The sequence below is a fragment of the Extibacter sp. GGCC_0201 genome (assembly GCF_017566055.1).
Classification (GTDB): Bacteria; Bacillota; Clostridia; order Lachnospirales; family Lachnospiraceae; genus Extibacter.
The window spans coordinates 41,074-64,256 of the sequence record NZ_JABFCH010000009.1 but is presented as its reverse complement, the minus strand read 5'-3'; the positions used below and the strand labels follow the sequence as shown (position 1 = coordinate 64,256).

At 40.6% G+C, this 23,183-nt stretch carries 24 protein-coding genes and 1 tRNA gene; 9 read left to right on the top strand and 16 right to left on the bottom strand.

All coding sequences use genetic code 11. The annotated features are described in order from the left end of the window. Positions 1 to 19 precede the first annotated feature (19 nt). Positions 20 to 496 carry a hypothetical protein gene (locus HJV72_RS08010; RefSeq protein WP_006773349.1) on the bottom strand — a complete coding sequence of 159 codons (477 nt, stop codon included), beginning with the start codon at positions 494 to 496 and terminating at the stop codon, positions 20 to 22. A 90-nt stretch (positions 497 to 586) separates the two neighbouring features. Between HJV72_RS08010 and HJV72_RS08005 the strand changes: the two genes are divergently transcribed. Continuing rightward, positions 587 to 784: a ribbon-helix-helix protein, CopG family gene (locus HJV72_RS08005; protein ID WP_006773348.1), complete on the top strand. Its 198-nt coding sequence runs from the start codon at positions 587 to 589 to the stop codon at positions 782 to 784. 56 nt (positions 785 to 840) lie between these two features. Here HJV72_RS08005 and HJV72_RS08000 read toward each other — a convergent pair whose 3' ends face one another. Next, positions 841 to 1,542 (bottom strand): helix-turn-helix domain-containing protein, encoded by a 702-nt coding sequence (locus HJV72_RS08000; RefSeq protein ID WP_006778125.1) that lies wholly within the window; start codon positions 1,540 to 1,542, stop codon positions 841 to 843. A gap of 243 nt (positions 1,543 to 1,785) precedes the next feature. Between HJV72_RS08000 and HJV72_RS07995 the strand changes: the two genes are divergently transcribed. After that, positions 1,786 to 1,998, top strand: coding sequence for a helix-turn-helix domain-containing protein (locus tag HJV72_RS07995; protein ID WP_006778124.1), 213 nt, complete (start codon positions 1,786 to 1,788; stop codon positions 1,996 to 1,998). Positions 1,999 to 2,006: 8 nt separating this feature from the next. Next, positions 2,007 to 3,518, top strand: a complete 1,512-nt coding sequence (locus tag HJV72_RS07990) for a tyrosine-type recombinase/integrase (protein WP_006773345.1) — start codon at positions 2,007 to 2,009, stop codon at positions 3,516 to 3,518. A 233-nt stretch (positions 3,519 to 3,751) separates the two neighbouring features. Here the strand turns inward: HJV72_RS07990 and HJV72_RS07985 are convergent. From HJV72_RS07985 to HJV72_RS07960, 6 genes are all read right to left on the bottom strand, one after another. Continuing rightward, a tRNA-Arg gene (locus HJV72_RS07985) sits at positions 3,752 to 3,828 on the bottom strand. Between the two features lie 206 nt (positions 3,829 to 4,034). Further along, positions 4,035 to 4,910 carry a DUF3881 family protein gene (locus HJV72_RS07980; RefSeq protein WP_066571212.1) on the bottom strand — a complete coding sequence of 292 codons (876 nt, stop codon included), beginning with the start codon at positions 4,908 to 4,910 and terminating at the stop codon, positions 4,035 to 4,037. 26 nt (positions 4,911 to 4,936) lie between these two features. Then, the gene (gene serS, locus HJV72_RS07975; protein WP_066571214.1) at positions 4,937 to 6,223 is read right to left on the bottom strand and encodes a serine--tRNA ligase; all 1,287 of its coding nucleotides are present in this window, start codon (positions 6,221 to 6,223) and stop codon (positions 4,937 to 4,939) included. Positions 6,224 to 6,255: 32 nt separating this feature from the next. After that, positions 6,256 to 6,798 (bottom strand): DUF4446 family protein, encoded by a 543-nt coding sequence (locus HJV72_RS07970; RefSeq protein ID WP_066571215.1) that lies wholly within the window; start codon positions 6,796 to 6,798, stop codon positions 6,256 to 6,258. 6 nt (positions 6,799 to 6,804) lie between these two features. Further along, positions 6,805 to 7,713, bottom strand: coding sequence for a ParB/RepB/Spo0J family partition protein (locus HJV72_RS07965; protein WP_208070129.1), 909 nt, complete (start codon positions 7,711 to 7,713; stop codon positions 6,805 to 6,807). A gap of 17 nt (positions 7,714 to 7,730) precedes the next feature. Next, the gene (locus HJV72_RS07960) at positions 7,731 to 8,492 is read right to left on the bottom strand and encodes a ParA family protein (protein WP_066581137.1); all 762 of its coding nucleotides are present in this window, start codon (positions 8,490 to 8,492) and stop codon (positions 7,731 to 7,733) included. A gap of 423 nt (positions 8,493 to 8,915) precedes the next feature. Between HJV72_RS07960 and HJV72_RS07955 the strand changes: the two genes are divergently transcribed. After that, positions 8,916 to 9,878 carry an alpha/beta fold hydrolase gene (locus HJV72_RS07955; protein ID WP_208070127.1) on the top strand — a complete coding sequence of 321 codons (963 nt, stop codon included), beginning with the start codon at positions 8,916 to 8,918 and terminating at the stop codon, positions 9,876 to 9,878. Positions 9,879 to 9,953: 75 nt separating this feature from the next. Here HJV72_RS07955 and rsmG read toward each other — a convergent pair whose 3' ends face one another. The 8 genes from rsmG to rpmH all read right to left on the bottom strand — a co-directional run bounded on the left by rsmG (position 9,954) and on the right by rpmH (position 16,780). Next, the gene (gene rsmG / locus HJV72_RS07950) at positions 9,954 to 10,667 is read right to left on the bottom strand and encodes a 16S rRNA (guanine(527)-N(7))-methyltransferase RsmG (RefSeq protein ID WP_066571218.1); all 714 of its coding nucleotides are present in this window, start codon (positions 10,665 to 10,667) and stop codon (positions 9,954 to 9,956) included. Positions 10,668 to 10,676: 9 nt separating this feature from the next. Beyond that, positions 10,677 to 12,578 carry a tRNA uridine-5-carboxymethylaminomethyl(34) synthesis enzyme MnmG gene (gene mnmG / locus HJV72_RS07945; protein WP_208070124.1) on the bottom strand — a complete coding sequence of 634 codons (1,902 nt, stop codon included), beginning with the start codon at positions 12,576 to 12,578 and terminating at the stop codon, positions 10,677 to 10,679. Further along, positions 12,544 to 13,980, bottom strand: coding sequence for a tRNA uridine-5-carboxymethylaminomethyl(34) synthesis GTPase MnmE (gene mnmE, locus HJV72_RS07940; protein WP_208070123.1), 1,437 nt, complete (start codon positions 13,978 to 13,980; stop codon positions 12,544 to 12,546). Before mnmE ends, mnmG begins: the two co-directional genes overlap by 35 nt. 91 nt (positions 13,981 to 14,071) lie before the next feature. Continuing rightward, positions 14,072 to 14,893: an RNA-binding cell elongation regulator Jag/EloR gene (jag, locus tag HJV72_RS07935; protein WP_208070121.1), complete on the bottom strand. Its 822-nt coding sequence runs from the start codon at positions 14,891 to 14,893 to the stop codon at positions 14,072 to 14,074. Positions 14,894 to 14,905: 12 nt separating this feature from the next. Beyond that, complete coding sequence (locus tag HJV72_RS07930) at positions 14,906 to 15,976, bottom strand: YidC/Oxa1 family membrane protein insertase (RefSeq protein ID WP_243765574.1); 1,071 nt, start codon at positions 15,974 to 15,976, stop codon at positions 14,906 to 14,908. 39 nt (positions 15,977 to 16,015) lie between these two features. Continuing rightward, complete coding sequence (yidD, locus tag HJV72_RS07925; RefSeq protein ID WP_082912647.1) at positions 16,016 to 16,228, bottom strand: membrane protein insertion efficiency factor YidD; 213 nt, start codon at positions 16,226 to 16,228, stop codon at positions 16,016 to 16,018. 14 nt (positions 16,229 to 16,242) lie between these two features. Next, a complete protein-coding gene (gene rnpA, locus HJV72_RS07920) occupies positions 16,243 to 16,596 on the bottom strand; it encodes a ribonuclease P protein component (protein WP_066571226.1) in 354 nt (117 codons plus the stop codon). A 49-nt stretch (positions 16,597 to 16,645) separates the two neighbouring features. Next, a complete protein-coding gene (rpmH, locus tag HJV72_RS07915) occupies positions 16,646 to 16,780 on the bottom strand; it encodes a 50S ribosomal protein L34 (protein WP_004607108.1) in 135 nt (44 codons plus the stop codon). 393 nt (positions 16,781 to 17,173) lie between these two features. Between rpmH and dnaA the strand changes: the two genes are divergently transcribed. From dnaA to gyrB, 5 genes are all read left to right on the top strand, one after another. Then, entirely contained in the window at positions 17,174 to 18,562 is a 1,389-nt protein-coding gene (gene dnaA, locus HJV72_RS07910) for a chromosomal replication initiator protein DnaA (RefSeq protein WP_066571231.1), read from the top strand. A 247-nt stretch (positions 18,563 to 18,809) separates the two neighbouring features. Beyond that, the gene (dnaN, locus tag HJV72_RS07905; RefSeq protein WP_066571233.1) at positions 18,810 to 19,916 is read left to right on the top strand and encodes a DNA polymerase III subunit beta; all 1,107 of its coding nucleotides are present in this window, start codon (positions 18,810 to 18,812) and stop codon (positions 19,914 to 19,916) included. 35 nt (positions 19,917 to 19,951) lie between these two features. Beyond that, entirely contained in the window at positions 19,952 to 20,161 is a 210-nt protein-coding gene (locus tag HJV72_RS07900; protein ID WP_066571235.1) for an RNA-binding S4 domain-containing protein, read from the top strand. Further along, on the top strand, positions 20,151 to 21,236 hold the full coding sequence (recF, locus tag HJV72_RS07895; protein WP_066571237.1) for a DNA replication/repair protein RecF: 1,086 nt from the start codon (positions 20,151 to 20,153) through the stop codon (positions 21,234 to 21,236). The genes HJV72_RS07900 and recF overlap by 11 nt, the downstream gene beginning before the upstream one ends. Before the next feature lie 10 nt (positions 21,237 to 21,246). Next, entirely contained in the window at positions 21,247 to 23,181 is a 1,935-nt protein-coding gene (gyrB, locus tag HJV72_RS07890; RefSeq protein ID WP_066571239.1) for a DNA topoisomerase (ATP-hydrolyzing) subunit B, read from the top strand. The last annotated feature ends 2 nt before the right edge of the window (positions 23,182 to 23,183 follow it).

Below are 23,183 nucleotides of genomic sequence, written 5' to 3'. Positions count from 1 at the left end.
CTGGCGGTGTAATCTTAAATCAAAAATCTTCCCCTGTAATAAAACGCAGAATCAGATTATTGATTACTTTATTCTCTTTAATGCTTTCTTCGACTTGTTCAAGCCACAGTTCTTCGTTTTCTTTATCAAACGCTTCCAGTTCGGCACGCTGTTCCGGCGATAAGCCCTTGTATCGTTGCTCAAAATATTCTGCACGTTCTTCCGGGGTTTCCTCCGGGTCTGTGAATCCTGTGATATCTGTAGGGAATGTATCCGGCACCAACTTTCCCTGTCTTGTCAGCCAAGCTAAGGCATCAATAAATCCCATCATGTATGTAAGACGTTCTTTTGACGTTAGGTAGAAGTTCTCCGTCTTTAGGTACTTTGTACGGGGAGACTGTCCAAACGCCTTGAAAAGCCCCTTATCGCTTTCTAAGAGTATTCTAAGGCCGTCATGGTACTGCTCATAGTTATCAAGCACCATACTTTTCAGCGTATATAATTCGTCCGAGTTCATTTCAATCCCTCCAATATAATTTATAACATAAATTATAACATATAAATCACATCTATGGAAACATAAAATCTAACATAGAGGTGATTTAGCATGAAAGAGGAAAAATTGATAATTCATCCGAAACGTCCCAAGGGGGATGACGGTTATAAGACCTTTTCTGTTCGTATCAGAGAGGACGTTGTGCAGCGCATTGATGAAATATCGGCTCAGACAGGGCGCAGCCGAAATGAACTGATTGGTATACTGTTGGAGTTTTCGTTAGACCGCTGCTCCATCGAACCCAAATAACAAAAAATCACAGGCAGCTCCTTTGCGTAGTGCAATAGGAATCGCCTGTGATTTTCTTATTTTCCGTATCGTTTGATATCCACCTGTGACAGCGTGTGGACGGTGGCTTTAAGCGTTCTCAAATGCTCCCGAGCTGTTTTATAGTCCTTATGAGCAATGCAATCCTCAATCAGTTCTACATTGTCATTCACAATCATATCAAACTGCTCTAACGAGGATTTCAACCCCAGAATGCGTTCAAAGTCTGTATAACGGGATTCCACTTTTTCTGCCGGAGGTTCGTTTTCTTCGCACTGTAAAGGGAATGTGTCCGTCCATTCTTGCAGTTCGGCTTGTGTGATATCCCCGTTCTCCCATTTGCGCCTTTCGTTGTACCATGCTTGTAACGCTTGAAGAATTGTCTCATCCTTTGTCTGGATAGCGTATTTAGGCTCTTGCGGAAGTTCGATTGGCACAAGGTCATATTTCTCGGACAGTTCAAACAAAATGTGTATGGCATCGTTATAGCTGTCGATCTGGCGGTCAATGAGTGTTTCTACTGGCACACCGAGCCTTTGGGCAATCAGTTCTAATTTATCTCGGGACGCTTGTCTATATCCAATTTCATAATTCCTTATAGCGGCTTCATTTACCCCTAAAGCGTTTGCCAATTCAACAACAGTTGTATCTTTCTGCGAACGGATTCTTCGAATTTTTGTTCCTGTTCCCAGATACCTTCCAGACTTTTTATCGCTTCGAAATTTATCCCACAAACCCATTTGTTTTCCTCCCAACTGTGTTGCCCCAACAATACACTTCAGATAATACCATCGTTTGAGCCGGAAATCAAGATTAACCATTCGCATTCGAATGAAAAACGCTATTAACGTAACTATTTTGCTTCAACCGTATTGACAACGGCACTACTCAGGAGTAATATAAGAATATAACACAATATAACATTAACGTTATACTGTGTTGCAAAGCCGCATTAACCAGTAATAACAAAGGAGATGAATACTATGGCAGGAGTAACCCAGTCTATCATGGAGTGTCGCAACTACTCTGTGCAGGACATTATGAACATCTATGGTGTCGGAGAGGAAAGTGTCCGCAACTTTATCAAAAAGCATCAGAAAAACAATGATTTTCGTGTATTCATGGTGGGGAAATATCTTCGTATCGACAAGAACAGTTTTGAAGATTGGTATAACAATCATCCGAACGAGTTCTAACGGATGTTATGGGCAGAAAACCTAAGAAGAAAGACATAGCTGAGTATTTGTGGCATAGCGAACCCACCAAGATTAACGCTACCAATGACAACTGGCGCATCCGCTATGGGTATCTTGATTCCGAAGGCAAGGAACACCAGACCACCGAGACTGTGAACAACGAACGTGCGAAGAATCAGTTCTTATCCTATCTTCTGCTCCGAGAAAAGGAGCATAAGGCTGCCAAGGGCACAACAGTAGCTTCAAAAGTTGATAAAACGGAGATAGAAACCGTTGAACAACTCTTGTACGCCTATGCCGAACATACTAAGTATTTACATACCATCGGAGACAGATATGGATGGGACGAGGGCACTTACAGAGCGAATATCGGTAAGATTCGTAATTACATTGTTCCCGTGTTTGGTTCATTCCCTATATGGAAAATAACCCGTGTCGATATGAGACAGGGCTTCAAGGATATGCTTCAATTACCGCAAGCCAACGGGAATCATAAGGCAAATGGGGCAAGGGTATCACAGCGTACTGTTTATGATTGCAAGAAAATCATCAGCCGAGCATTTAAGTACGCTACGGATGATTTGGAGCTTATCACAGAAAACCCCATGTTGGGTGTGACTGTAAAGCAGCCGAAGTCAAGCAGGCGTGAGGTGTGGACAGAAGAACAGTTTAATTTTGCGTATGATAACTGTTCCGATCCACAGCTCAAGCTTCTAATCAGCCTTATGGTGGCATTGAGCAGCCGTATTGGAGAATGTCTTGCCTTAACATGGTCTGATGTATACGATAACGAGGACAAGCATGAACCGTCCTATATTCGTAACTACAAGGAGTTGACTTACCGCACTGAGAAATTTATTAAAGAAACAAATGGTCGGGGGATTCTCAAAGTATTCGACCAAGTTCGTAGCACTCGACCGGATGCAAAAAGACGTGCGGTCTTTCATGTTACCAAGACGGAAAAGGAAATCGAAGCAAAGACGGACAGAATCTATATAGCGCCGGAAGTCATTTTCATGCTCCGTGATTACAGGCTTGTTCAGAATCAGCATAAGCAGCTTGCAGGAGACAGCTACATTGATGATGATTTGATATTTGCTCACGAGGATGGTACGCATATCAGTTCACAATACGCCGATGATATGTTCCGTTCACTCTATGAGCCTTTAGGACTTCCAAAAGTAGACCTGTATAGCCTAAGGCATTTCTCAATCACAAAAAAACTTGATTATAACAAGCATGACTATGTGAGCTTGGCTAAGGATACCGCCCATCGTCAGTTGAGCACGATACAGGACTATTACGAAACGCCGGAGGACAGCGTAAGAATTGATACAGCGAAAGCGATTGGAAAGTTTCTTAGTCGCTCCGGCAAATCGGATTCTGAATCCAAAGCGACAATCTCTCTGGCAGATGAAGATTTTGCAAAAAAGCTTGAGGAAGTGGCTTCTGATTCAGCCGGAAAACAGATGCTTGAGTTTGCTATCGCCATGTACGAGAAGAACAATTCGGGCAATTAAAGGTCATCCGACACCAACCGTATTTAACGCCGTTAATCACCTAAATATTTAGCTACTGTACAAAACCACTGAATTTACTGTATAATATAAGCGATACGAAACACCCGAACCATGATTCCCTTGCAGCAATAAAAGAGAAAAACCTCTCCAAGCGAAGCTTGATTATTTTTTCTTTTACTGCTCAATAAAAAAGCCGAAAACCCTTGAAAACAAAGGCTTTCGGCGTTATTATCTGGCGCGCCAAAAGGGATTCGAACCCCCGGCCTTCCCCTTAGGAGGGGGACGCTCTATCCAGCTGAGCTATTGGCGCGTATATCAAATGAAATTGTAAATAGTGAGGATTGAACAACCGCTTAGGAGGCGGTCGCTCTATCCAGCTGAGCTACGGAAACATATTAAGTTGTCAGCTTTTATATTCTATCATTTTATTAGAAAAAAATCAATAACGAAATTGGGGACACCCTTTTTTTAATTGGGGACGGGGTATTTCTAGAAATACCCCGTCCCCAATTACCTTTAAAAGTTAATTCTTCCTTGCAGCCAGATATCTCCTTTAAAGCGGCGTCCTACGGCAGGCTCTCCTGTCACTTTCTTAACGGGCACGCAGATATCGAACTGCAGCTCATTCACATCTAGTTTCATGACATAGAGCTGTTCCTTTGTATCTTCATTTTCTATTGTATGTATATCCAGTATCTCACCTAATATGGAGTAGCAGTCACATTCTATCCCGTACGGCATGAAACATGTATCCACTATACTGAACACATCTTCTGTGATGAGACGTCTTGATACTTTGGAATAAATGTCTATATCGTCCAGCGTCAGGCTTTCCATCGCGGCCTGATCGCCGTTTTTAGCCGCACTTAATAGCATCATCCTGTTTCTGGATTCTTCCTGTCTCTTTTTTTCTAATTCGGCATTCTTTAATACCGGGAGCAGAATCGTACCCTTATTGCATAGTCCTGAAAGTGTTACAGAACCGTATTTCACTTTTTTGCCCGACATCTGCTTCTCTTTGATAAATTCTACCGCATTCTGCAGATAAAAGATTAGGCTGATACCTACTTTTACATCTTCGCATATACCTACGTAGGCTTCTTCACCCATCCTCCTCTCCACAACGACATCAGCATAAGATGTCAGTCCGCTGCCGATAAAATATGGATAATAATACTGTCGTTCAAAATGTTCGTTTATATCCATATCCCCACAGATAGATACGCCTATGCCGGCGCCGCATTCCCGCTGATACTCGCAGAAATCCAGTTCATTTTCGATTTCTACGAGTTCATGATGGGTGAATGACTCCTCTGTATCTTTCAGGAATTCATTCAATCGTCTTTTTGAAGTTATATTGCCATAACCTATGGCCTGTAAAAATTTATGCATGGGTTTTTCCTTACAATTTGAATGTTTTATTTCTTTTCAATCTTCGTCATACCACCCATGTATGGCTGCAATACTTCTGGAATACGGACTGAGCCGTCTTCCTGAAGGTTGTTTTCTAAAAATGCAATCAACATTCTAGGTGGCGCTACTACTGTGTTGTTAAGTGTGTGTGCAAAGTATTTGCTTCCTTCTGTGCCTTTCACGCGTATGCCAAGCCTTCTTGCCTGTGCATCCCCAAGGTTGGAACAGCTTCCTACTTCAAAGTATTTCTTCTGCCTCGGTGACCATGCTTCTACGTCGCAGGACTTAACCTTCAGGTCAGCCAGGTCCCCGGAACAGCACTCCAGCGTACGTACAGGCACATCGAGAGAACGGAATAAGTCTACTGTATTCTGCCAGAGTTTATCATACCATACCTTGCTCTCTTCCGGCTTACAAACAACGATCATCTCCTGCTTTTCAAACTGATGGATTCTGTACACGCCACGTTCTTCGATCCCATGAGCTCCTTTTTCTTTACGGAAGCAGGGTGAATAACTCGTCAATGTCTGTGGTAGCTGGTTTTCATTTAGCATCGTATCGATGAATTTGCCTATCATTGAGTGTTCGCTCGTTCCGATGAGATAGAGGTCCTCACCTTCAATCTTGTACATCATGGCATCCATCTCTGCAAAACTCATGACCCCTGTCACGACATTGCTGCGAATCATGAATGGAGGGATGCAGTAAGTAAAGCCACGGTTGATCATAAAATCTCTAGCATATGTGATTACTGCTGAATGCAGCCTGGCAATATCTCCCATAAGATAATAGAACCCATTTCCTGCAACTTTTCCTGCACTCTCGAGATCTATACCGTTAAAATTCTCCATAATCTCCGTGTGGTATGGTATTTCAAATTCTGGTATTACAGGTTCTCCATATTTTTGTATCTCTACATTTTCACTGTCATCTTTTCCTATAGGTACAGATGGATCGATGATATTAGGAATCGTCATCATAATCTTTTTGATTCTTTCCTCTACCTGCTTTTCTTCTGAGGACAAAGCCTCTACTCTGTCTGCATTTTCCTGTACCTTTTTCTTAAGTTCTTCCGCTTCTTCTTTCTTGCCCTGTGCCATGCATGCGCCAATCTGCTTGGATATCTTGTTCCTGTCCGCACGCAGCGCCTCAACTTCCTGTTTAATATCTCTATTCTGCTGATCTAATTGTAATACCTCATCTACGAGAGGAAGTTTATCATCCTGAAATTTCTTTTTGATATTTTCTTTTACTGTATCAGGGTTATTTCTTACAAATTTGATATCTAACATAATTTCCACCTCATTATTCGTTATTGTTATATTTACTCTTTATCGATAATGTCTTTGATCTCTTTGTCATATGATTCACTGAATATAGCTCTGTCAAGTGCTTCAGCTTCTTCTTCAGCTAATTCCACATAACTCTCGCCTTTTACGATTTCTTTGATATAAGTGTAGCAGCCTTCTCTGCTGTGCATCGCGTTAATGACCCATCCATTATTGTTGCCGTCAAGCATAGCCAGTGCAAAACTGAGCTTTCCACCCATTTCGTTGAATGCGTCATACTTGATAATGCCAAGCTTCTGATAGTCACCTTCCATTTTTTTATTTATTTCTCTTATATCCTGTCTGTTTTGTTTTGTAACCTTAAGTATGGTGTCAATCTCTGCAAACTTGTCCTTAAATCCTTCTTCTAAAGTTTTGCCATCTTTTCCTCTCATAAACGTTGCGTAACTGCTTTTTAACCGGTTATACTTCATAGTGACATTTACATATAATATAAACAATACGATAAACAATATCAACATAAAGATGAAGATAAAAGCCGGATCTATTCCCAACGCATTCAGTATCTTACTTTCCATATATCACTATTCTCCTTTGTTGACGCTCATCATCAAATCGAACACACGTTCTAATTCGCTGTCTGAATAATATTCTATCTCAATCTTACCTTTACCTTTTCCTTTAGATGCTATACTTACTTTGGTTCCCATTACTTCTTTTAGTTTATCAGCCAGATCTGTATATATGAACTGGTTTTCTATTATTTTCTTTTCCTTCAGCTTTTTCGGATTTTTTATTTCTTTAATTAGCTTTTCTGTCTCACGCACACTAAGCTTTTCATCAAATATTTTGTTTGCCAGCATATACTGCTGTTCATAATCATCTATTGCCAAGAGTGCCCTTGCATGACCTGTAGATATCATATCATCAATAATCATCTGCTGCACTTTTTCATCCAGCTTAAGGAGACGCATCGAATTAGTTACAGCCGTCCTGCTTTTTGAAACTCTCTCTGCTACTTCATCCTGCTTTAAGTCAAACTCTTCCAATAGTTTTTTAAATGCCATAGCTTCTTCAATTGGATTCAGGTTTTCCCTTTGAATATTTTCAATAAGAGAGATTTCAACTATTTCCTGCTCTGTGTAGTCTTTTATAATAACAGGTACTTCTTTTACGCCGGCCATCTTAGCCGCTCTCCATCTTCTTTCGCCTGCTATTATTTCATAATAATCTTTCCTTTTTCTGACCAGAAGTGGCTGTAGTACACCAAATTGTTTTATGGAATCGGCCAGTTCGAGCAGTGCGTCTTCTTCAAAATTTTTACGCGGCTGTTCTCTGTTCGGCTCTACCATATTAATTTTCATCATCCGTTCCCCCGAACCCGACTTATTATCCTCCGAGGGGTTGCCGGCATTGGTCATAGTTGCCTTTAAAGGCTTATCAGGAATCAAACTGTCAAGCCCTTTCCCAAGGCCTTTCTTCTTTACTGCCATATCGTCCTCCAAATTAATTATTTTTTATTCATAACTTCATCTGCCAGCTTCATATAACTTTCAGAACCCGCAGACCTCGGATCGTACTGGCTTATAGGCATACCGTAGCTCGGAGCCTCAGCCAGACGTATATTACGTGGTATGATTGTTTTATATATGGCCTGCTGAAGGTTGTCCTTTACATTTTCTACAACTTGAAGTGACAGATTGGTACGTGCATCGTACATGGTAAATACGACTCCTTCTATCTCAAGTTCCGGATTAAGGCGTTCCTTGACTAGTTCAACAGTATGTATTAGCTGACTTAATCCCTCCAGGGCATAATATTCACATTGAATAGGGACTAAAACTGTATCTGCTGTAGTCATTGCATTAATCGTAAGCATACTTAATGATGGTGGACAGTCAATTATAATATAATCATAATTATCCCTTATGTCCTTAATTGCATCTCTGACAATAAATTCTTTTTCTTCCACACCTATAAGCTCTATTTCAGCAGCAGATAAATCTATACTGGTAGGTAATATATCAAGATTTTCAAGTGCATCTTCTTGTAAAACCTCATCTACATCAGCGTTTCCGATAATCAAATCATAAATAGTTTTGTCAACTGATTCTTTATCTAAACCGAGACCACTTGTCATATTACCCTGAGGGTCCATGTCTACCGCAAGAACTTTTTGTCCTTTTTCTGCCAGGCAAGCGGATAGATTAATTGCTGTTGTAGTCTTTCCAACACCACCTTTTTGGTTGGCAATGGCTATAACTCTTCCCATTTTAATCACCTTTCTGTTTTTTTTGCATAGACTTAGTATACCACCTTTTCAACATTATATCTACTAAATGTTTCACGTGAAACATTTAATTTTAATTATTATAGTCATTTTTGTTTTTTTCTAATGTAGTAGATAGAAGTGTAGTTATTTTTTTAATGAATTAATATATTTTTAATTAGAAAAGATATTATTATGTAATAAACGTTTTTAACTGGACGTAAGATTTTGTATTTATATTTGAATGGTACTGCTAAATACGATGTTTCACGTGAAACATTTTTACTTTTTAGCTTTATATATGAACTTTAATGTAGTATAATACTCTTATGGATAATAGTCCTATATAATATAATTATCCTTTGAGTTAATAAGCTATTTAAAAGCAAATCAAGGGGCGTTGTTTTAAAAGAAAGTGGGGTTTATATGAGCTGGAAAAAGAAATTTGCTGCGGTATCTGCGTTGGCTGGGGTGTCTGCTGTTACATTACATATGATAAATAAGTTTATATACTTTTCTGCCACACTGGATGATTTATTGACAAATCCATCCGGTTCTTATTATGAATGGAGATTTGGCAAGATTTACTATACAAAAAAAGGAGAAGGCAAACCTATACTTCTCATACATGATTTAACTACTTACAGTTCTGCATTTGAATGGAATAAGGTGATTGATCAATTATCGAAGAATCATACTGTCTTTAGTATAGATTTATTAGGCTGCGGCCGCTCAGATAAACCAAATCTGACTTATACTAATTATATGTATGTGCAGCTTATTACTGATTTTATAAAACATGTAATAGGAGATAAGACGGATGTAATAGCAACGGGTGAATCTGGTTCTTTTGTTTTAGCTGCATGTCAAAATGATAATTCAATAGTAGATCAGATTGTATTAGTCAACCCAGCCAGTATAGAACTTCTTGGCAAAATACCTACAAAAAGAAGTAAATGTCTAAGCTTGTTGATAAATACTCCTGTAATAGGTACTTTTGTTTATAACATGCTCACGAAACGAAGTGATATCCAAGCATTGTTCCAAATGGATTATTATTATGATTTTGATAACATAGAAGAAAACATAGTGAGCACATATTATGAAAGTGCCCACTCTGGAAATGCGTCATCAAAATATCTATTCGCAAGTATGTCAGGATATTATACAACTATAAATATTCCTCATTGTCTGGAATCATTATCTAACAGCATATATATAATAACAGGAAAATCTAATCCAGATAATTTTGATTTTGCCGATGCGTATAAAGATATACTACCATCCATTGAGATAATCGAAATGGATGACAGTAAATATCTACCTCAGTTAGAACATTCACACGAATTTCTTGAACAGATTAATATACTGTTGTCAACGGAAGAATAGAAGAGTAGCGATATACAAAAAACAACCTATGAACATGTACTGTTTGTTCATAGGTTGTTTTTAATACAATATAAATTATGTTAACGGCTCTTTCGTTGGCAGACCTGCTTTACGTGGATATTTCTTAGGAGTTATATTAGTTTTTTCTATAATTATAAACGACCTGCCTATATCTGTTCCTGGAAGTTGAAATTTTACTATGTCTTTGATATTTCCACCTAATAAGGAAATGGCTTTTTTAGAATGTTCAACTTCATTTTCTACATCCTCCGATTTATACGGAACAAATATACCCCCTGTCCGTATATAAGGTATGCAATACTCTGATAGAGTAGCCAGATTTGCGACAGCCCGTGAAACACAAAGGTCATAGTTCTCTCTATATTCTGTCTGTTTCGCATAATCTTCCGCACGCCCATGCATGGCTTTGATTCCATTAAGACCAGTATTTTCTATAACTGTATCTAAAAAACGTACTCTCTTATTCAAGGAGTCTAATAACGTCACATCCAGTTGGGGATATGCGATTTTCAAAGGTATGCCCGGAAATCCTGCTCCTGTACCGATATCTATGATGTTTTGAACTTTTTGTAAATCGACAGCTTTAACTATAGCAAGACTATCTAAAAAATGCTTTTCAACTACTTCCTCATATTCTGTAATACCAGTCAGATTCATAACCTTATTCCACTCTGTAAGCAGATTATAGAAAATATGAAACTGCTCTGACTGATTTTCATCAAGTGTAATATTAAGTTCTTGCAGTTTTGACTCTAATATATTATTCATTATAAGCTCCTATGCATTAAGATACACTAATAGCACTGATATATCTGCCGGTGATACGCCAGATATCCTGGAAGCCTGTCCAATGGATACAGGACGGTATTCCTTTAATTTCTGGACCGCCTCGATGCGTAGGCTTTTCACCTCGTCATAGTCGATATTTTCCGGTATCTTTTTCTTCTCCAGCTTCTTGAACTGTTCTACCTGTTTTTCCTGGCGCCTGATATATCCCTCATATTTGATAGATATATTGACCTGCTCTATAACTTCATCCTGTAAATCTTTTGGCATAATTGGACGGCCTTTATCAATCGGTTCCAGTATATCATACGAAAGTTCGGGCCGGCGTATAAGTTCTGCGAGAGTAGTGCCTGAATTCAAAGGGGTACTGTCATATGTGGAAAGTAAATCCTGCACCTTCTCATTTACACCCACGTGCGTATGAAGCAGCCGATCTATTTCGCCAGCAATCAATCTTTCCTTAAGAAGGAACCTGTTGTAACGTTTTTCTTCTATCAGGCCCATCTCGTAGCCTATTCTAGTAAGCCTCCGGTCTGCATTATCCTGCCGGAGCAGCAGCCGGTACTCAGCACGTGACGTCATCATCCTGTACGGCTCATGGCTTTCTTTTGTGACCAGGTCGTCAATCAGCACACCAATATACGCCTGTGAACGATCTATGATCATCGGTTCCTTGCCCTGTAGCATCCGAGATGCATTGATACCTGCCACAAGTCCTTGTGCCGCTGCTTCTTCATAGCCCGAACTGCCGTTAAACTGCCCGCCGCTGAACAGACCTTCAACCGAACGAAATTCTAACGAAGGTTTCAGCTGCCTTGCGTCGATGCAGTCATACTCGATTGCATAAGCATTTCTTACGATCTTCACATGCTCAAGCCCGGGCACAGTCCGGTACATGGCATACTGTACGTCTTCCGGAAGGGAGCTTGACATGCCTCCTATATACATTTCGTTCGTCTCTAGTCCTTCGGGCTCGATGAATACCTGGTGCCTGTCCTTATCTGCAAACTTAACAACTTTATCTTCAATGGATGGACAATATCTCGGACCTGTTCCCTCTATCATTCCAGAATATAAAGGAGACCTGTCGAGGTTCTTCCTGATAATCTCGTGCGTCTTGTCATTTGTGTAAGTCAGCCAGCATGATGCCTGGTCAATCTGTATATCTTCTGGAGCAGTAGTAAATGAAAAAGGTACAATTCTTTCATCACCAAACTGTTCTTCCATCTTGCTGAAGTCGACTGTATTTCTGTCAATCCTGGCCGGAGTTCCTGTCTTAAAGCGATACATCTTAATACCAAGATCCTTCAGGCATTCCGTCAGATAGTTTGCCGCCTGAAGTCCATTCGGCCCTGTATTCTGGCTTACATCACCGTATACGCAGCGTGCTTTCAGATACGTCCCTGTACAGAGGATAACAGCTCTGCACCGGTAGATGGCACCTGAATAAGTCTGTACTCCTGTCACCTTATTGCCTTCAGTTAATATATTTACTACTTCTGCCTGCTTTATTTCCAGCCTTTCCTGTCTCTCTAGCACCTGGCGCATCGTATTGCTGTAACGCAGTTTGTCAGCTTGTGCCCGGAGGGAGTGTACGGCAGGACCCTTTGACTTATTTAGCATCTTAGACTGAATAAAAGTCTGGTCAATCACTTTTCCCATCTCTCCACCAAGTGCATCAATCTCTCTCACAAGGTGTCCTTTGGAGCTTCCTCCAATATTAGGATTACACGGCATCAATGCTATGCTGTCTACGCTCACCGTAAAAACAATTGTCTGGAATCCAAGCCTGGCAGATGCAAGTGCAGCTTCACATCCTGCATGCCCTGCGCCAATAACCACAATATCGTATTTATCTCTATTTTCCCATACAGAATTTGCTGAATATCTCATTTACCAAATCTTCTCCCATCGTATCCCCGGTAATGCTGCCAAGAGACTCATAAGCATCTAGCAGATCAATTGAGTAAAAGTCTTCGGGCATCCCGCTGTCAATCGACTCTATAACCCTTAGTAAAGAGTTACGGGCATCCTGCAGCGCAGCCTTATGTCTCACATTAGTTATATATATTTCATTATTAAATGAAAGATTTCCTTCAAAAAACATATCTTTTACTACTTCTTCAAAATCATTAATGCCACATAGATTCTTCGCTGATACTTCTATTACTTGAATTTCTCTACTTTCATCACATTCATTATTTGCAGGATTTATTGCATAATAAGCATCTATTACTTTTTCCTTATTAATCATCATATCTAAATCTGACTTATTTAGCAAGATAATAACAGGTTTTCCAGCTATCATTTTTATTATCTGCGTGTCATTCTCGTCAAGCGGAGCCGAGGCATCGATCACATAGATAACCAAATCTGCTTCATCAGCATGTAGCCTTGCCTTGTCTACCCCAATCCGTTCCACGATATCATCCGTCTCCCTGATACCTGCGGTATCTATTATATTAAGTGAAATGCCCTGAAGATTAATGTGCTCTTCCAATATATCACGGGTCGTTCCCGCCACCTCCGTCACGATAGCCCTCTCTTCACCTACCAGTGCATTAAGAAGCGAAGACTTGCCAGCATTCGGCTTACCGACGATGACCGTCTTTATGCCTTCCTTAATTATCCTCCCATCATTACATGTAGAAAGCAGTTTCTCAATCTCTGACAGAAGTTCAGCAACAGTGCCCTTTAGCTCCTTGCCATAGCCGTCGACGCTGATATGTTCTGGGTCATCTAAAGCAGTCTCAATAAAAGCCGTATGGTAAATTATTTTATTTCTAATATCACTTATTTTTGACTTTACATTTCCTCTCAACTGACCTATTGAACTTTTCAACGCATATTCATTTTGAGAGGCAATCAAATCTCCAACAGCTTCAGCCTGGGACAAATCAAGCCTGCCATTGAGAAAGGCACGCTTTGTAAATTCACCTGGCTCCGCGGGCCTCGCCCCATTTTCAATCATAATTTCAAGAACACGCTTGACAAGATAGATCCCGCCATGGCAGTTAACTTCCACCGTATCCTCCCCTGTATAACTGTGAGGACCTCTCATAATCATGACAAGCACTTCATCTACAGGCCCATTGTCATCCTTGATAAAGCCATAATGTATCGTATGCGACTTCTGGGATGAAAGCTGTTTGCCATTCTTTCCCTCATAGATCTTATCCGCAATCATAAAAGCCTCATCACCGCTCATGCGGACTATACCAATACCAGAATCAGACATTGCTGTAGATATTGCCGCAATAGTTTGAGTTTTCACAACAATTACCTCCGTTTTCATAGGGGTCAGACCCCTTTAGCGTTAGGGGTCTGACCCCTATGAAAATATACAAAAAATAGGGGCAATTTCAACCCCTATTTTTTCTTTTTATTTACTTACGTACTAATGTAACTACTACTCTTCTATAAGGCTCTTCACCTTCGCTATGTGTGGATACTGCGGAATCTGCTTGTAAAGCTGAGTGGATTATTCTTCTTTCATAAGGGTTCATCGGCTCAAGAGATACGGTTCTTCTTGTCCTTTTTACTTTACTTGCTATATTCTTTGCAAGGTTTTCCAGAGTTTCTTTTCTTCTGTGCCTGTAGTCCTCTGTGTCAAGCTTTACTCTTACATAACCGTCCTGTGTCTTATTGGCAACTCTGTTTGTGAGATATTGAAGAGAGTCCAGTGTCTGTCCGCGCTTACCTATGAGTATACCCATATTTTTACCATCCATGTTTATGCTCAGTGCACCTTCTTTGTCAACCGTTGATGTCACTTTTACACCTTCCATATCCATGGCCTGCAATACATCATATATGAATTTCTCACACGCTGCGATGGTCTCTTGTTCAACCTTAGCAAGATCAGCTTCTTTTTTCTCTGCAGCCGGCTTCTCCTCTTTTATTTTAACAGGAGCCTTTTCTTTCTTTATCTCTCTTTTATAATCTTTTTTAAAGTCTTTTTTTACTTCTGCCTTTTCTTTTTTAACTGGCACTTCCGGTTTTGTCTCTTCAACAGGTTCTTCTTTTACAGGCTCTGCTATCTTCTTGCGGGCTTTTATTACTGCCTGTTTCATTCCGATACCAAGAAAGCCTGCACTTCCTTTTTCAATTACTTCATAATCCAACTGGTCACTTGTCACGCCTAACTGGATTAAAGCCTCTGTAATTGCGTCATCCAGCGTCTTTGCCGATACAGTAATATATTCCATAACCCATGCCCCCTAATCATTCTTGTTAAACTTTTTAACCATGTTTGCCTTAGACGCCAGACTTCCTTCCTTAGCGTTTCCAGCATTATCACGTGCCTTTGCTACTTTCTCTTCTCTTTCTTTTTCTGTCAGACCTGAAGTGCCGCGGTTTGCAGAATCTTTAAGAGTTCTCGTATTTGTCTGAGCCATCGTATTTATTTTTTCAGCTTTCTCGCCTCTCTTCTGACGCTTCTCAGCTGCTTTTTCTTTATTTTTCTCAATAATATCTTCAACCGACACTTTGCCCAGGTGCTTATTGATAAGTACCTGCTGAACACACCGTACTACTGCACTTATAATCCAGTAGACGCCAATACCTGAAGATAATGTAAATACCATGAATACTGAGAATATCGGCATCGTCATGTTCATCGTCTTCATCGTTCCTGCCATCGGATTATCCTTGTCCATCTGCTGGCCTGATATAGACTGTGAAAGCTTGATACTGAGAAACTGTGTAAGGCCTGACAGAATAGGGAGCAGTATGGCAGTTATAATTATGATGATAGGAGCTATGCCGAAGGAACCACTTTCTTTTATCATCTGGACAGGTGACAGTGTAAGATCCGGTATCGTAATAAACTTATTCACATCTACCGCCGCATTTTTGATGGCTGGAACGTAATTCTTCATATCATAGATAACCGGATACAGTGCAAACAGCAGTGGCATCTGAATCAATAAGGGAAGGCATCCGCCTGTCATGGATGTTCCATACTTGTCATATACCTGCTGAATCTCTTCCTGCTGCTTCATCATAGAAGCCTGATCCTTTTTATTCTTATACTTCTTCTGAACTGCCTGGATTTCAGGGTTCATGACAGAAGACATCTTTGCTGTTTTCTGCTGCTTGATAGTAAACGGAAGCATAATTGTATATACGATTATTGTGTAAAATATAATAGATAAGCCCACCAGGCCGTTATCCGATGGCAATACGTTATCTAACACTGTGTAGATAAAGTTCATTACTTTACCGAGTAACCACGCAATCTGTCCTACGATAGGCCAGTTTGCAGTAGTTAATAAAGCAGCTGCTGTCATTCTTTCTTCCTCCATTGTAAATACGATTAATATAAATTATCAGGGTACGGGGTCATATCCACCCTTTGCAAATGGATTACAACGCAGTATTCTCCAGATGGCCAGACGACTTCCTTTCCATGCTCCATATTTTTCAATTGCCTCAACTGCATATTCGGAACATGTAGGAAAATAGATACATGTGGAATATTGCTTGAGTCCTGAAAGATATTTCCTATAGAATCTGATACATCCAAGCAGAATTCTTTTCATAATATGTCACCCCACTAATGGGAATTGCTTCCCACATCTATAATTTCATGAAGATGTCCTAGATGGAGCAATGCGCTGACGATTTCTTTGTAGTTCTTTTCTTTAGCGCCTATTCTTGCTATCACAATCATATCCAATCCACATCTGAACTTATCTTCTTGTAGTCGATAACTTTCCCTGATTAACCTCGTCAATCTGTGTCGCACTACACTATTTCCTACTTTTTTACTTACTGAAATACCTAACCTGTTCTTCTTCGTATGATTTTCCATCACATACATTACAAGATACTTGTTCGCATAAGAAATACCATTATTATAGACAGTCTGAAAATCCTTATTTTTCTTTAAAGATTCGGAATATTTCATACAGTGGATCTCCCAATTTTTAGAGAAGAAAAGGCCACATATATGCGGCCTACGCTGATAATCTCTTTCTTCCTTTTGCTCTTCTGCTTGCAAGCACTTTTCTTCCACCTGCTGTGCTCATTCTTGATCTGAAACCATGAACTTTAGCTCTCTGTCTCTTTTTTGGCTGGAATGTCATTTTCATTGATATCCACCTCCTTATATTTTACAAGGGATATACTCCCACATATTTCTAAAGACATCAGTTAAGATTATATTAAAAAAAAGCCTGTACGTCAAGCAAAAGCTAAGATTTTGTCATTTTTTTTAATTGGGGACGGAGGTTTTTTCAATTTCCCCCGTCCCCAATTATTTTCCATATTATCCACATTTTGTGGATAACCTGTGGATTTTAGGTGGATAGACTGTGGATATACAAGTTTTTTTCGCTTTTTGTACCGTGTATGTGGTATTTTCTGCTTATGATAAAGTTATCCACATGAATAATCGTTGCTTAAATAGTGATTTTGATGTAAAATGTAAAGAACGGGTTTATGCTTAAAACCCTTTTAAATGGAAAGATTAGGAGTTTACCGGAATGAACATTGTGAAGGAAAAATGGCAGGAGATTATAGAGCATCTTAGAATCGAGCATGGGTTGTCCAACGTATCTTTCTCTACATGGATCCAGCCTTTAAAGGTTTATGACGTTATAGAAACCACGGTATTCATACTTGTCAATATGAATGCAAGTGTGGAATATATCGAAAAGAAGTATCTGCTCCCTCTTAAAGTCTGTATTGCAGAGATTACGGGAACGGAATATGAGGTTATATTCTTATCTGAAGATGATGAAAGAATCGATGAGATTCAGAATATGGCCATTGAAGCGAGCCAGAAGAAAAAGTCGAAGTCCGCAGCCGAGAAGGCCGGGCTTAATCCAAAGTACACTTTCGATACGTTTGTCGTAGGCGGCAACAACAACTTTGCCCATGCGGCTTCCCTGGCGGTAGCGGAATCACCGGGAGAAGTATACAATCCTCTTTTCCTATACGGAGGCGTAGGATTGGGAAAGACCCATCTCATGCATTCAATCGCACATTTTATATTGGAAAATAGTCCAAAGAAGAAGGTCCTGTATGTAACGAGCGAAACGTTTACAAATGAGCTGATTGACGCACTGAAGAATGGTAAGACGGCCGGCAATGAGTCGGCCATGTCAAAGTTCCGCGACAAGTATAGAAATAATGATGTTCTTCTGATAGACGACATACAATTTATAATAGGAAAAGAAAGTACCCAGGAAGAATTTTTCCACACGTTCAACCATCTCCATACTTCTGGAAAACAGATTATCATTTCAAGTGATAAGCCTCCCAAGGATATCGAGACATTGGAGGCACGGCTACGCACCCGGTTCGAGTGGGGGCTTATCGCGGATATCTCGGCTCCGAATTATGAGACAAGGATGGCAATCCTTCAGAAGAAGATCGAACTCGACAAACTGGAAAAATATAATATACCTCAGGATGTCATCGAATATATCGCTACTAATATAAAGACAAACATCCGGGAGCTGGAAGGTTCCCTGAATAAGCTGATAGCGCTGTACAAGCTGAATAACAATGCCACTGAGATAGATATCACCCTAGCTTCTGAAGCTCTGAAAGATATCATATCCTCCAAAAACAACAGGGAAGTGACGCCCGAACTCATACTTGATATCGTTTCCGAGCATTTCGGCGTATCCATCGTCGATTTGAAAAGCAATAAACGAAATGCAGACATATCCAACCCACGGCAGATTGCGATGTATCTTATCCGCTCCATGACAGACACGCCATTGAAATCAATCGGCATCTTCCTGGGAGGGAAAGACCATTCCACAGTAAAGCATGGAGTTGACAAGATAACAAAAGAAGTCACGACTGATGAAACGTTATCGAATACGGTAAGCATCATAAAGAAGAAAATTAATCCGGCTTAATGTTAATAAAATTGTGGACAACCTATGGATATCTCTTGTTGCAGAAATAAAATAGTGAATTACGAAAAAGTTATCCAAACAGCATCCACATATAACCCCGTCACATTCCACACAGTTATGAGATGCCAAAACAATGGCAGCCAGAGGGCTCAGGATGGTTATCCTCTTTTCCACAGCCCCTAATAAGAAGAATACGGAAATCTTTTATATATTTATATATTAGCGCCGCACGAAAGGAGTTATACACATGAAGATTATATGCAGCAAATCAAACCTTGTAAAAGGAGTCAGCATCGTATCCAAAGCTGTCCCTTCTAAGACGACAATGCCAATACTGGAGTGTATCCTTATTGATGCTACTACTGACATTATCAAATTGACAGCAAATGATATGGAACTGGGAATACAGACAGAGATAGAGGGAGAGATTGCAGAACGTGGGATGATTGCTATCGATGCAAAAATCTTTTCAGAAATCGTAAGAAAACTTCCGGACAATGATATCGTAATCGAAACGGATGCAAATCTTCAGACAGTCATTACCTGTGAAAAGGCAAAGTTCGATCTGTCAGGAAAGCCAGGAGAAGAGTTCTCATACCTGCCAATTATAGAGAAAGAGGAGTCGATAGAAATATCACAGTTTACTTTGAAAGAAGTAATCCGGCAGACTATCTTTTCAATTGCCGATACAGAGAGCAACAAATTAATGACTGGTGAACTGTTCGAGATAAAAGACAGTATCTTAAGAGTCGTATCTCTTGATGGACACAGAATATCTATCCGCAAGATAGAATTGAGAAATGAAGTCGCAGACAAGAAGCTAGTCGTACCAGGCAAGACCCTTACGGAAGTGAGCAAGATACTTTCCGGAGAGGCAGAAAGCATGGTGAATATCTCATACACGAATAACCATATTGTATTTGAGTTTGACCAGACAATCGTAGTCTCAAGGCTCATAGAAGGCGAATACTTCAAGATTGACCAGATGCTTTCCAGCGATTATGAGACAAAAGTGAGAATCAACAAGAGAGAGCTGCTCAGTTGTATCGACAGGGCGACGCTTCTCGTAAAAGAAGGAGATAAGAAGCCGATTATCATCAATATTGGCGACGAGATCATGGAGCTGAAGATCAAGTCGCAGATCGGCTCTATGAACGAGGAGATAGTGATTGAAAAAGAAGGGAAGGATCTTCTTATCGGATTTAATCCGAAGTTTCTTATCGATGCGCTTCGTGTCATCGATGATGAAGAAGTCACACTTTATCTCATGAATGCAAAAGCTCCATGTTTCATAAAAGACGACGGGGAGAACTATATCTATCTGATTCTGCCGGTAAATTTTAATGCAGCATAATCAATAAGCACAACATTGCAAGTAAGGAAAATAATATGCAGAGTATAAAATTGAGAGAAGAATTCATCAAGCTTGGACAGGCGCTCAAGGCTGCAGGCCTGGTGGATTCCGGCGTTGAGGCCAAAGAAGCGATCCAGGACGGTCTCGTCCGGGTCAATGGAGAGACAGATACCCGCCGTGGAAGAAAGCTCCATGCCGGCGATGTGGTAACATTTGACGGGGAAGAAATAAAAATTGAAGATTAAATCTTTAAAGTTAAAGAATTTTAGAAATTATGATCTTTTAAAACTAGAGTTTGATGATGCTACAAATATCTTTTATGGGGACAATGCACAGGGAAAAACCAATATCCTGGAATCTATATATCTATCAGGTACGACCAAATCCCACAGAGGAACAAAAGACAGGGATCTGGTTCAATTTGGGCAGGAAGAGTCACATATAGAGGCAGTTGTGGAAAAAAACGGTATTACGTATCAGATCGACATGCATCTGAAGAAAAACAGTCCGAAGGGAATTGCAATCAATAAGATTCCCATACGTAAGGCAAGCGAACTGTTCGGAATCATCAATATCGTATTTTTCTCTCCCGAAGACCTGAACATCATAAAAAACGGGCCATCGGAGAGAAGAAGATTCATAGATCTTGAATTATCACAGCTTGATAAGGTATATCTTAATAATTTATCTAATTATAATCGTATCGTAAATCAGAGAAATCATTTGTTAAAAGATATCACCCAACAGAGAAATCTAATGGAAACGTTGGATGTATGGGAAATCCAACTCATCCAATACGGTAACAAGATTATGGATAGAAGAAAACAGTTCGTAAATGAAATAAACAAAATAATTTCTAATATACACAAAAAATTGACAGGACAAAGAGAAGAGATTCATTTGATTTATGAGCCGAGCATCGGGAACCTTACGCTTGAGCAGGCTCTGTCCAAAAATAGGGAACGGGACATGAAGATAAAAAGCACTTCAGTAGGGCCCCACAGGGATGACATATGCTTTATGGCCGGGAACCTTGATATCCGCAGGTTCGGTTCCCAGGGACAGCAGCGGACTGCCGCGCTGTCGCTCAAGCTATCAGAGATCGAGCTGGTCAGACAGTCGATACATGATACCCCTGTGCTATTACTTGACGATGTATTGTCTGAACTTGACAAACACAGGCAAAACTATTTATTAGATAGTATTCATGATATACAGACGTTAATCACGTGTACCGGTGTGGATGAGTTTGTGAATCATCGTTTTTCTATAAACAAAGTATTTCATGTCCAGGACGGACAAGTAGCAAAAGAGAACTAGGAGGATTAGAATGAGTACAGAAAAGGTGCAGCACGAATATGGCGCGGACGAAATTCAGATATTAGAAGGTCTGGAAGCTGTCAGAAAACGGCCCGGTATGTATATCGGCAGTACATCAGCACGTGGACTCCATCATCTTGTCTATGAGATTGTGGACAATGCAGTTGATGAAGCCCTGGCAGGATTCTGCGATACCATATACGTAATGATAAATCAAGATAATTCTGTAACGGTTGTGGATAACGGCCGCGGTATTCCTGTGGGAATCAACAGCAAGGCAGGATTGCCCGCTGTTGAAGTCGTATTCACCATACTACATGCAGGCGGCAAATTCGGCGGCGGAGGATACAAAGTATCCGGAGGCCTCCACGGTGTAGGTGCTTCTGTTGTAAATGCTCTGTCAGACTGGCTGGAAGTTGAAATCTATAGTGAAGGTAAAGTATATATGCAGCGCTATGAACGCGGCAAAGTTGCAAAGAAGCTGGCAGTCATAGGTGAATGTGGACCAGATAAGACAGGTACGAAGGTAACGTTCCTTCCGGATGATACTATCTTTGAGGAGACCATATTTGATTATGATGTACTAAAACAGAGGTTCAGAGAGATGGCCTTCCTCACAAAAGGATTAAAGATCGTCCTGCGCGACGACAGGCCGGAGGACGAGCCTGTGGAGAAGGTATTCCACTATGAAGGCGGTATCAAGCAGTTTGTCGAATATCTGAACCGGAGCAGGACGCCGCTCTACGAAAATATCATCTACTGTGAAGGGCTCGTAAATAATGTGGCTGTAGAAGTGGCAATGCAGCACAACGATTCTTACAGTGACAACACATATGGATTTGTCAACAATATAACCACCCCGGAAGGCGGCACCCATATCGTCGGTTTCCGTAATGCGCTGACAAAGACGTTTAATGATTATGCCAGAAAAAATAAGCTGCTGAAAGACAGTGAACCAAACCTGTCAGGTGAAGATATACGAGAAGGGCTCACTGCAATCATCAGCGTAAAGATAGAAGATCCGCAGTTTGAGGGACAGACGAAACAGAAGCTTGGCAACAGTGAGGCAAGAGGCGCTGTGGACAGTGTCGTCAGCAGCCAGCTGGAAGTATTCCTTGAGCAGAATCCGTCCGTGGCGAAGATGACGGTTGAAAAATCAGTCATGGCACAGCGGGCAAGGGAAGCAGCAAGAAAGGCAAGGGATCTGACGAGAAGAAAATCTGCCCTTGACAGCATGTCGCTGCCAGGGAAGCTTGCAGACTGTTCTGACAAAGACCCGAAAAACTGTGAAATCTACATCGTAGAGGGTGATTCCGCGGGCGGATCTGCAAAGACGGCACGTGACAGAGGAACACAGGCCATACTTCCCCTGCGCGGAAAGATACTGAATGTAGAAAAGGCGAGACTAGATAAGATATATGCCAATGCGGAAATCAAAGCCATGATCACTGCATTCGGTACAGGAATACACGATGACTTTGATATATCAAAACTACGTTATCATAAAATTATCATCATGACAGATGCCGACGTAGACGGTGCACATATCAGTACCTTATTGTTGACATTCCTCTACCGTTTTATGCCTGATCTGATCAAAGAAGGTTACGTATATCTTGCACAGCCGCCGCTCTATAAGCTGGAGAAGAACAAGAAGGTATGGTATGCATACAGCGATGAAGAACTGGACGGAATACTAAAAGAAGTAGGCCGAGACGGGAGCAACAAGATACAGCGTTATAAAGGACTTGGAGAAATGGATGCAGAACAGCTCTGGGAGACGACCATGGATCCTGAACACCGCATATTGCTCCGTGTGACGATGGATGATGAGACCACTTCTGAGCTCGACCTTACATTTACAACTCTTATGGGTGATAAAGTAGAACCTAGACGCGAGTTTATAGAAGAAAATGCAAAATATGTACAGAATCTGGACGTGTAGGA

Excerpts from the sequence above, each read along its gene's own strand:
- HJV72_RS08010 (WP_006773349.1), bottom strand. The coding sequence starts at position 496 with ATGAACTCGGACGAATTATATACGCTGAAAAGTATGGTGCTTGATAAC.
- HJV72_RS08005 (WP_006773348.1), top strand. The coding sequence starts at position 587 with ATGAAAGAGGAAAAATTGATAATTCATCCGAAACGTCCCAAGGGGGAT.
- HJV72_RS08000 (WP_006778125.1), bottom strand. The coding sequence starts at position 1,542 with ATGGGTTTGTGGGATAAATTTCGAAGCGATAAAAAGTCTGGAAGGTAT.
- HJV72_RS07995 (WP_006778124.1), top strand. The coding sequence starts at position 1,786 with ATGGCAGGAGTAACCCAGTCTATCATGGAGTGTCGCAACTACTCTGTG.
- HJV72_RS07990 (WP_006773345.1), top strand. The coding sequence starts at position 2,007 with ATGGGCAGAAAACCTAAGAAGAAAGACATAGCTGAGTATTTGTGGCAT.
- HJV72_RS07980 (WP_066571212.1), bottom strand. The coding sequence starts at position 4,910 with ATGCATAAATTTTTACAGGCCATAGGTTATGGCAATATAACTTCAAAA.
- serS (WP_066571214.1), bottom strand. The coding sequence starts at position 6,223 with ATGTTAGATATCAAATTTGTAAGAAATAACCCTGATACAGTAAAAGAA.
- HJV72_RS07970 (WP_066571215.1), bottom strand. The coding sequence starts at position 6,798 with ATGGAAAGTAAGATACTGAATGCGTTGGGAATAGATCCGGCTTTTATC.
- HJV72_RS07965 (WP_208070129.1), bottom strand. The coding sequence starts at position 7,713 with ATGGCAGTAAAGAAGAAAGGCCTTGGGAAAGGGCTTGACAGTTTGATT.
- HJV72_RS07960 (WP_066581137.1), bottom strand. The coding sequence starts at position 8,492 with ATGGGAAGAGTTATAGCCATTGCCAACCAAAAAGGTGGTGTTGGAAAG.
- HJV72_RS07955 (WP_208070127.1), top strand. The coding sequence starts at position 8,916 with ATGAGCTGGAAAAAGAAATTTGCTGCGGTATCTGCGTTGGCTGGGGTG.
- rsmG (WP_066571218.1), bottom strand. The coding sequence starts at position 10,667 with ATGAATAATATATTAGAGTCAAAACTGCAAGAACTTAATATTACACTT.
- mnmG (WP_208070124.1), bottom strand. The coding sequence starts at position 12,578 with ATGAGATATTCAGCAAATTCTGTATGGGAAAATAGAGATAAATACGAT.
- mnmE (WP_208070123.1), bottom strand. The coding sequence starts at position 13,980 with ATGAAAACGGAGGTAATTGTTGTGAAAACTCAAACTATTGCGGCAATA.
- jag (WP_208070121.1), bottom strand. The coding sequence starts at position 14,893 with ATGGAATATATTACTGTATCGGCAAAGACGCTGGATGACGCAATTACA.
- HJV72_RS07930 (WP_243765574.1), bottom strand. The coding sequence starts at position 15,976 with ATGACAGCAGCTGCTTTATTAACTACTGCAAACTGGCCTATCGTAGGA.
- yidD (WP_082912647.1), bottom strand. The coding sequence starts at position 16,228 with ATGAAAAGAATTCTGCTTGGATGTATCAGATTCTATAGGAAATATCTT.
- rnpA (WP_066571226.1), bottom strand. The coding sequence starts at position 16,596 with ATGAAATATTCCGAATCTTTAAAGAAAAATAAGGATTTTCAGACTGTC.
- rpmH (WP_004607108.1), bottom strand. The coding sequence starts at position 16,780 with ATGAAAATGACATTCCAGCCAAAAAAGAGACAGAGAGCTAAAGTTCAT.
- dnaA (WP_066571231.1), top strand. The coding sequence starts at position 17,174 with ATGAACATTGTGAAGGAAAAATGGCAGGAGATTATAGAGCATCTTAGA.
- dnaN (WP_066571233.1), top strand. The coding sequence starts at position 18,810 with ATGAAGATTATATGCAGCAAATCAAACCTTGTAAAAGGAGTCAGCATC.
- HJV72_RS07900 (WP_066571235.1), top strand. The coding sequence starts at position 19,952 with ATGCAGAGTATAAAATTGAGAGAAGAATTCATCAAGCTTGGACAGGCG.
- gyrB (WP_066571239.1), top strand. The coding sequence starts at position 21,247 with ATGAGTACAGAAAAGGTGCAGCACGAATATGGCGCGGACGAAATTCAG.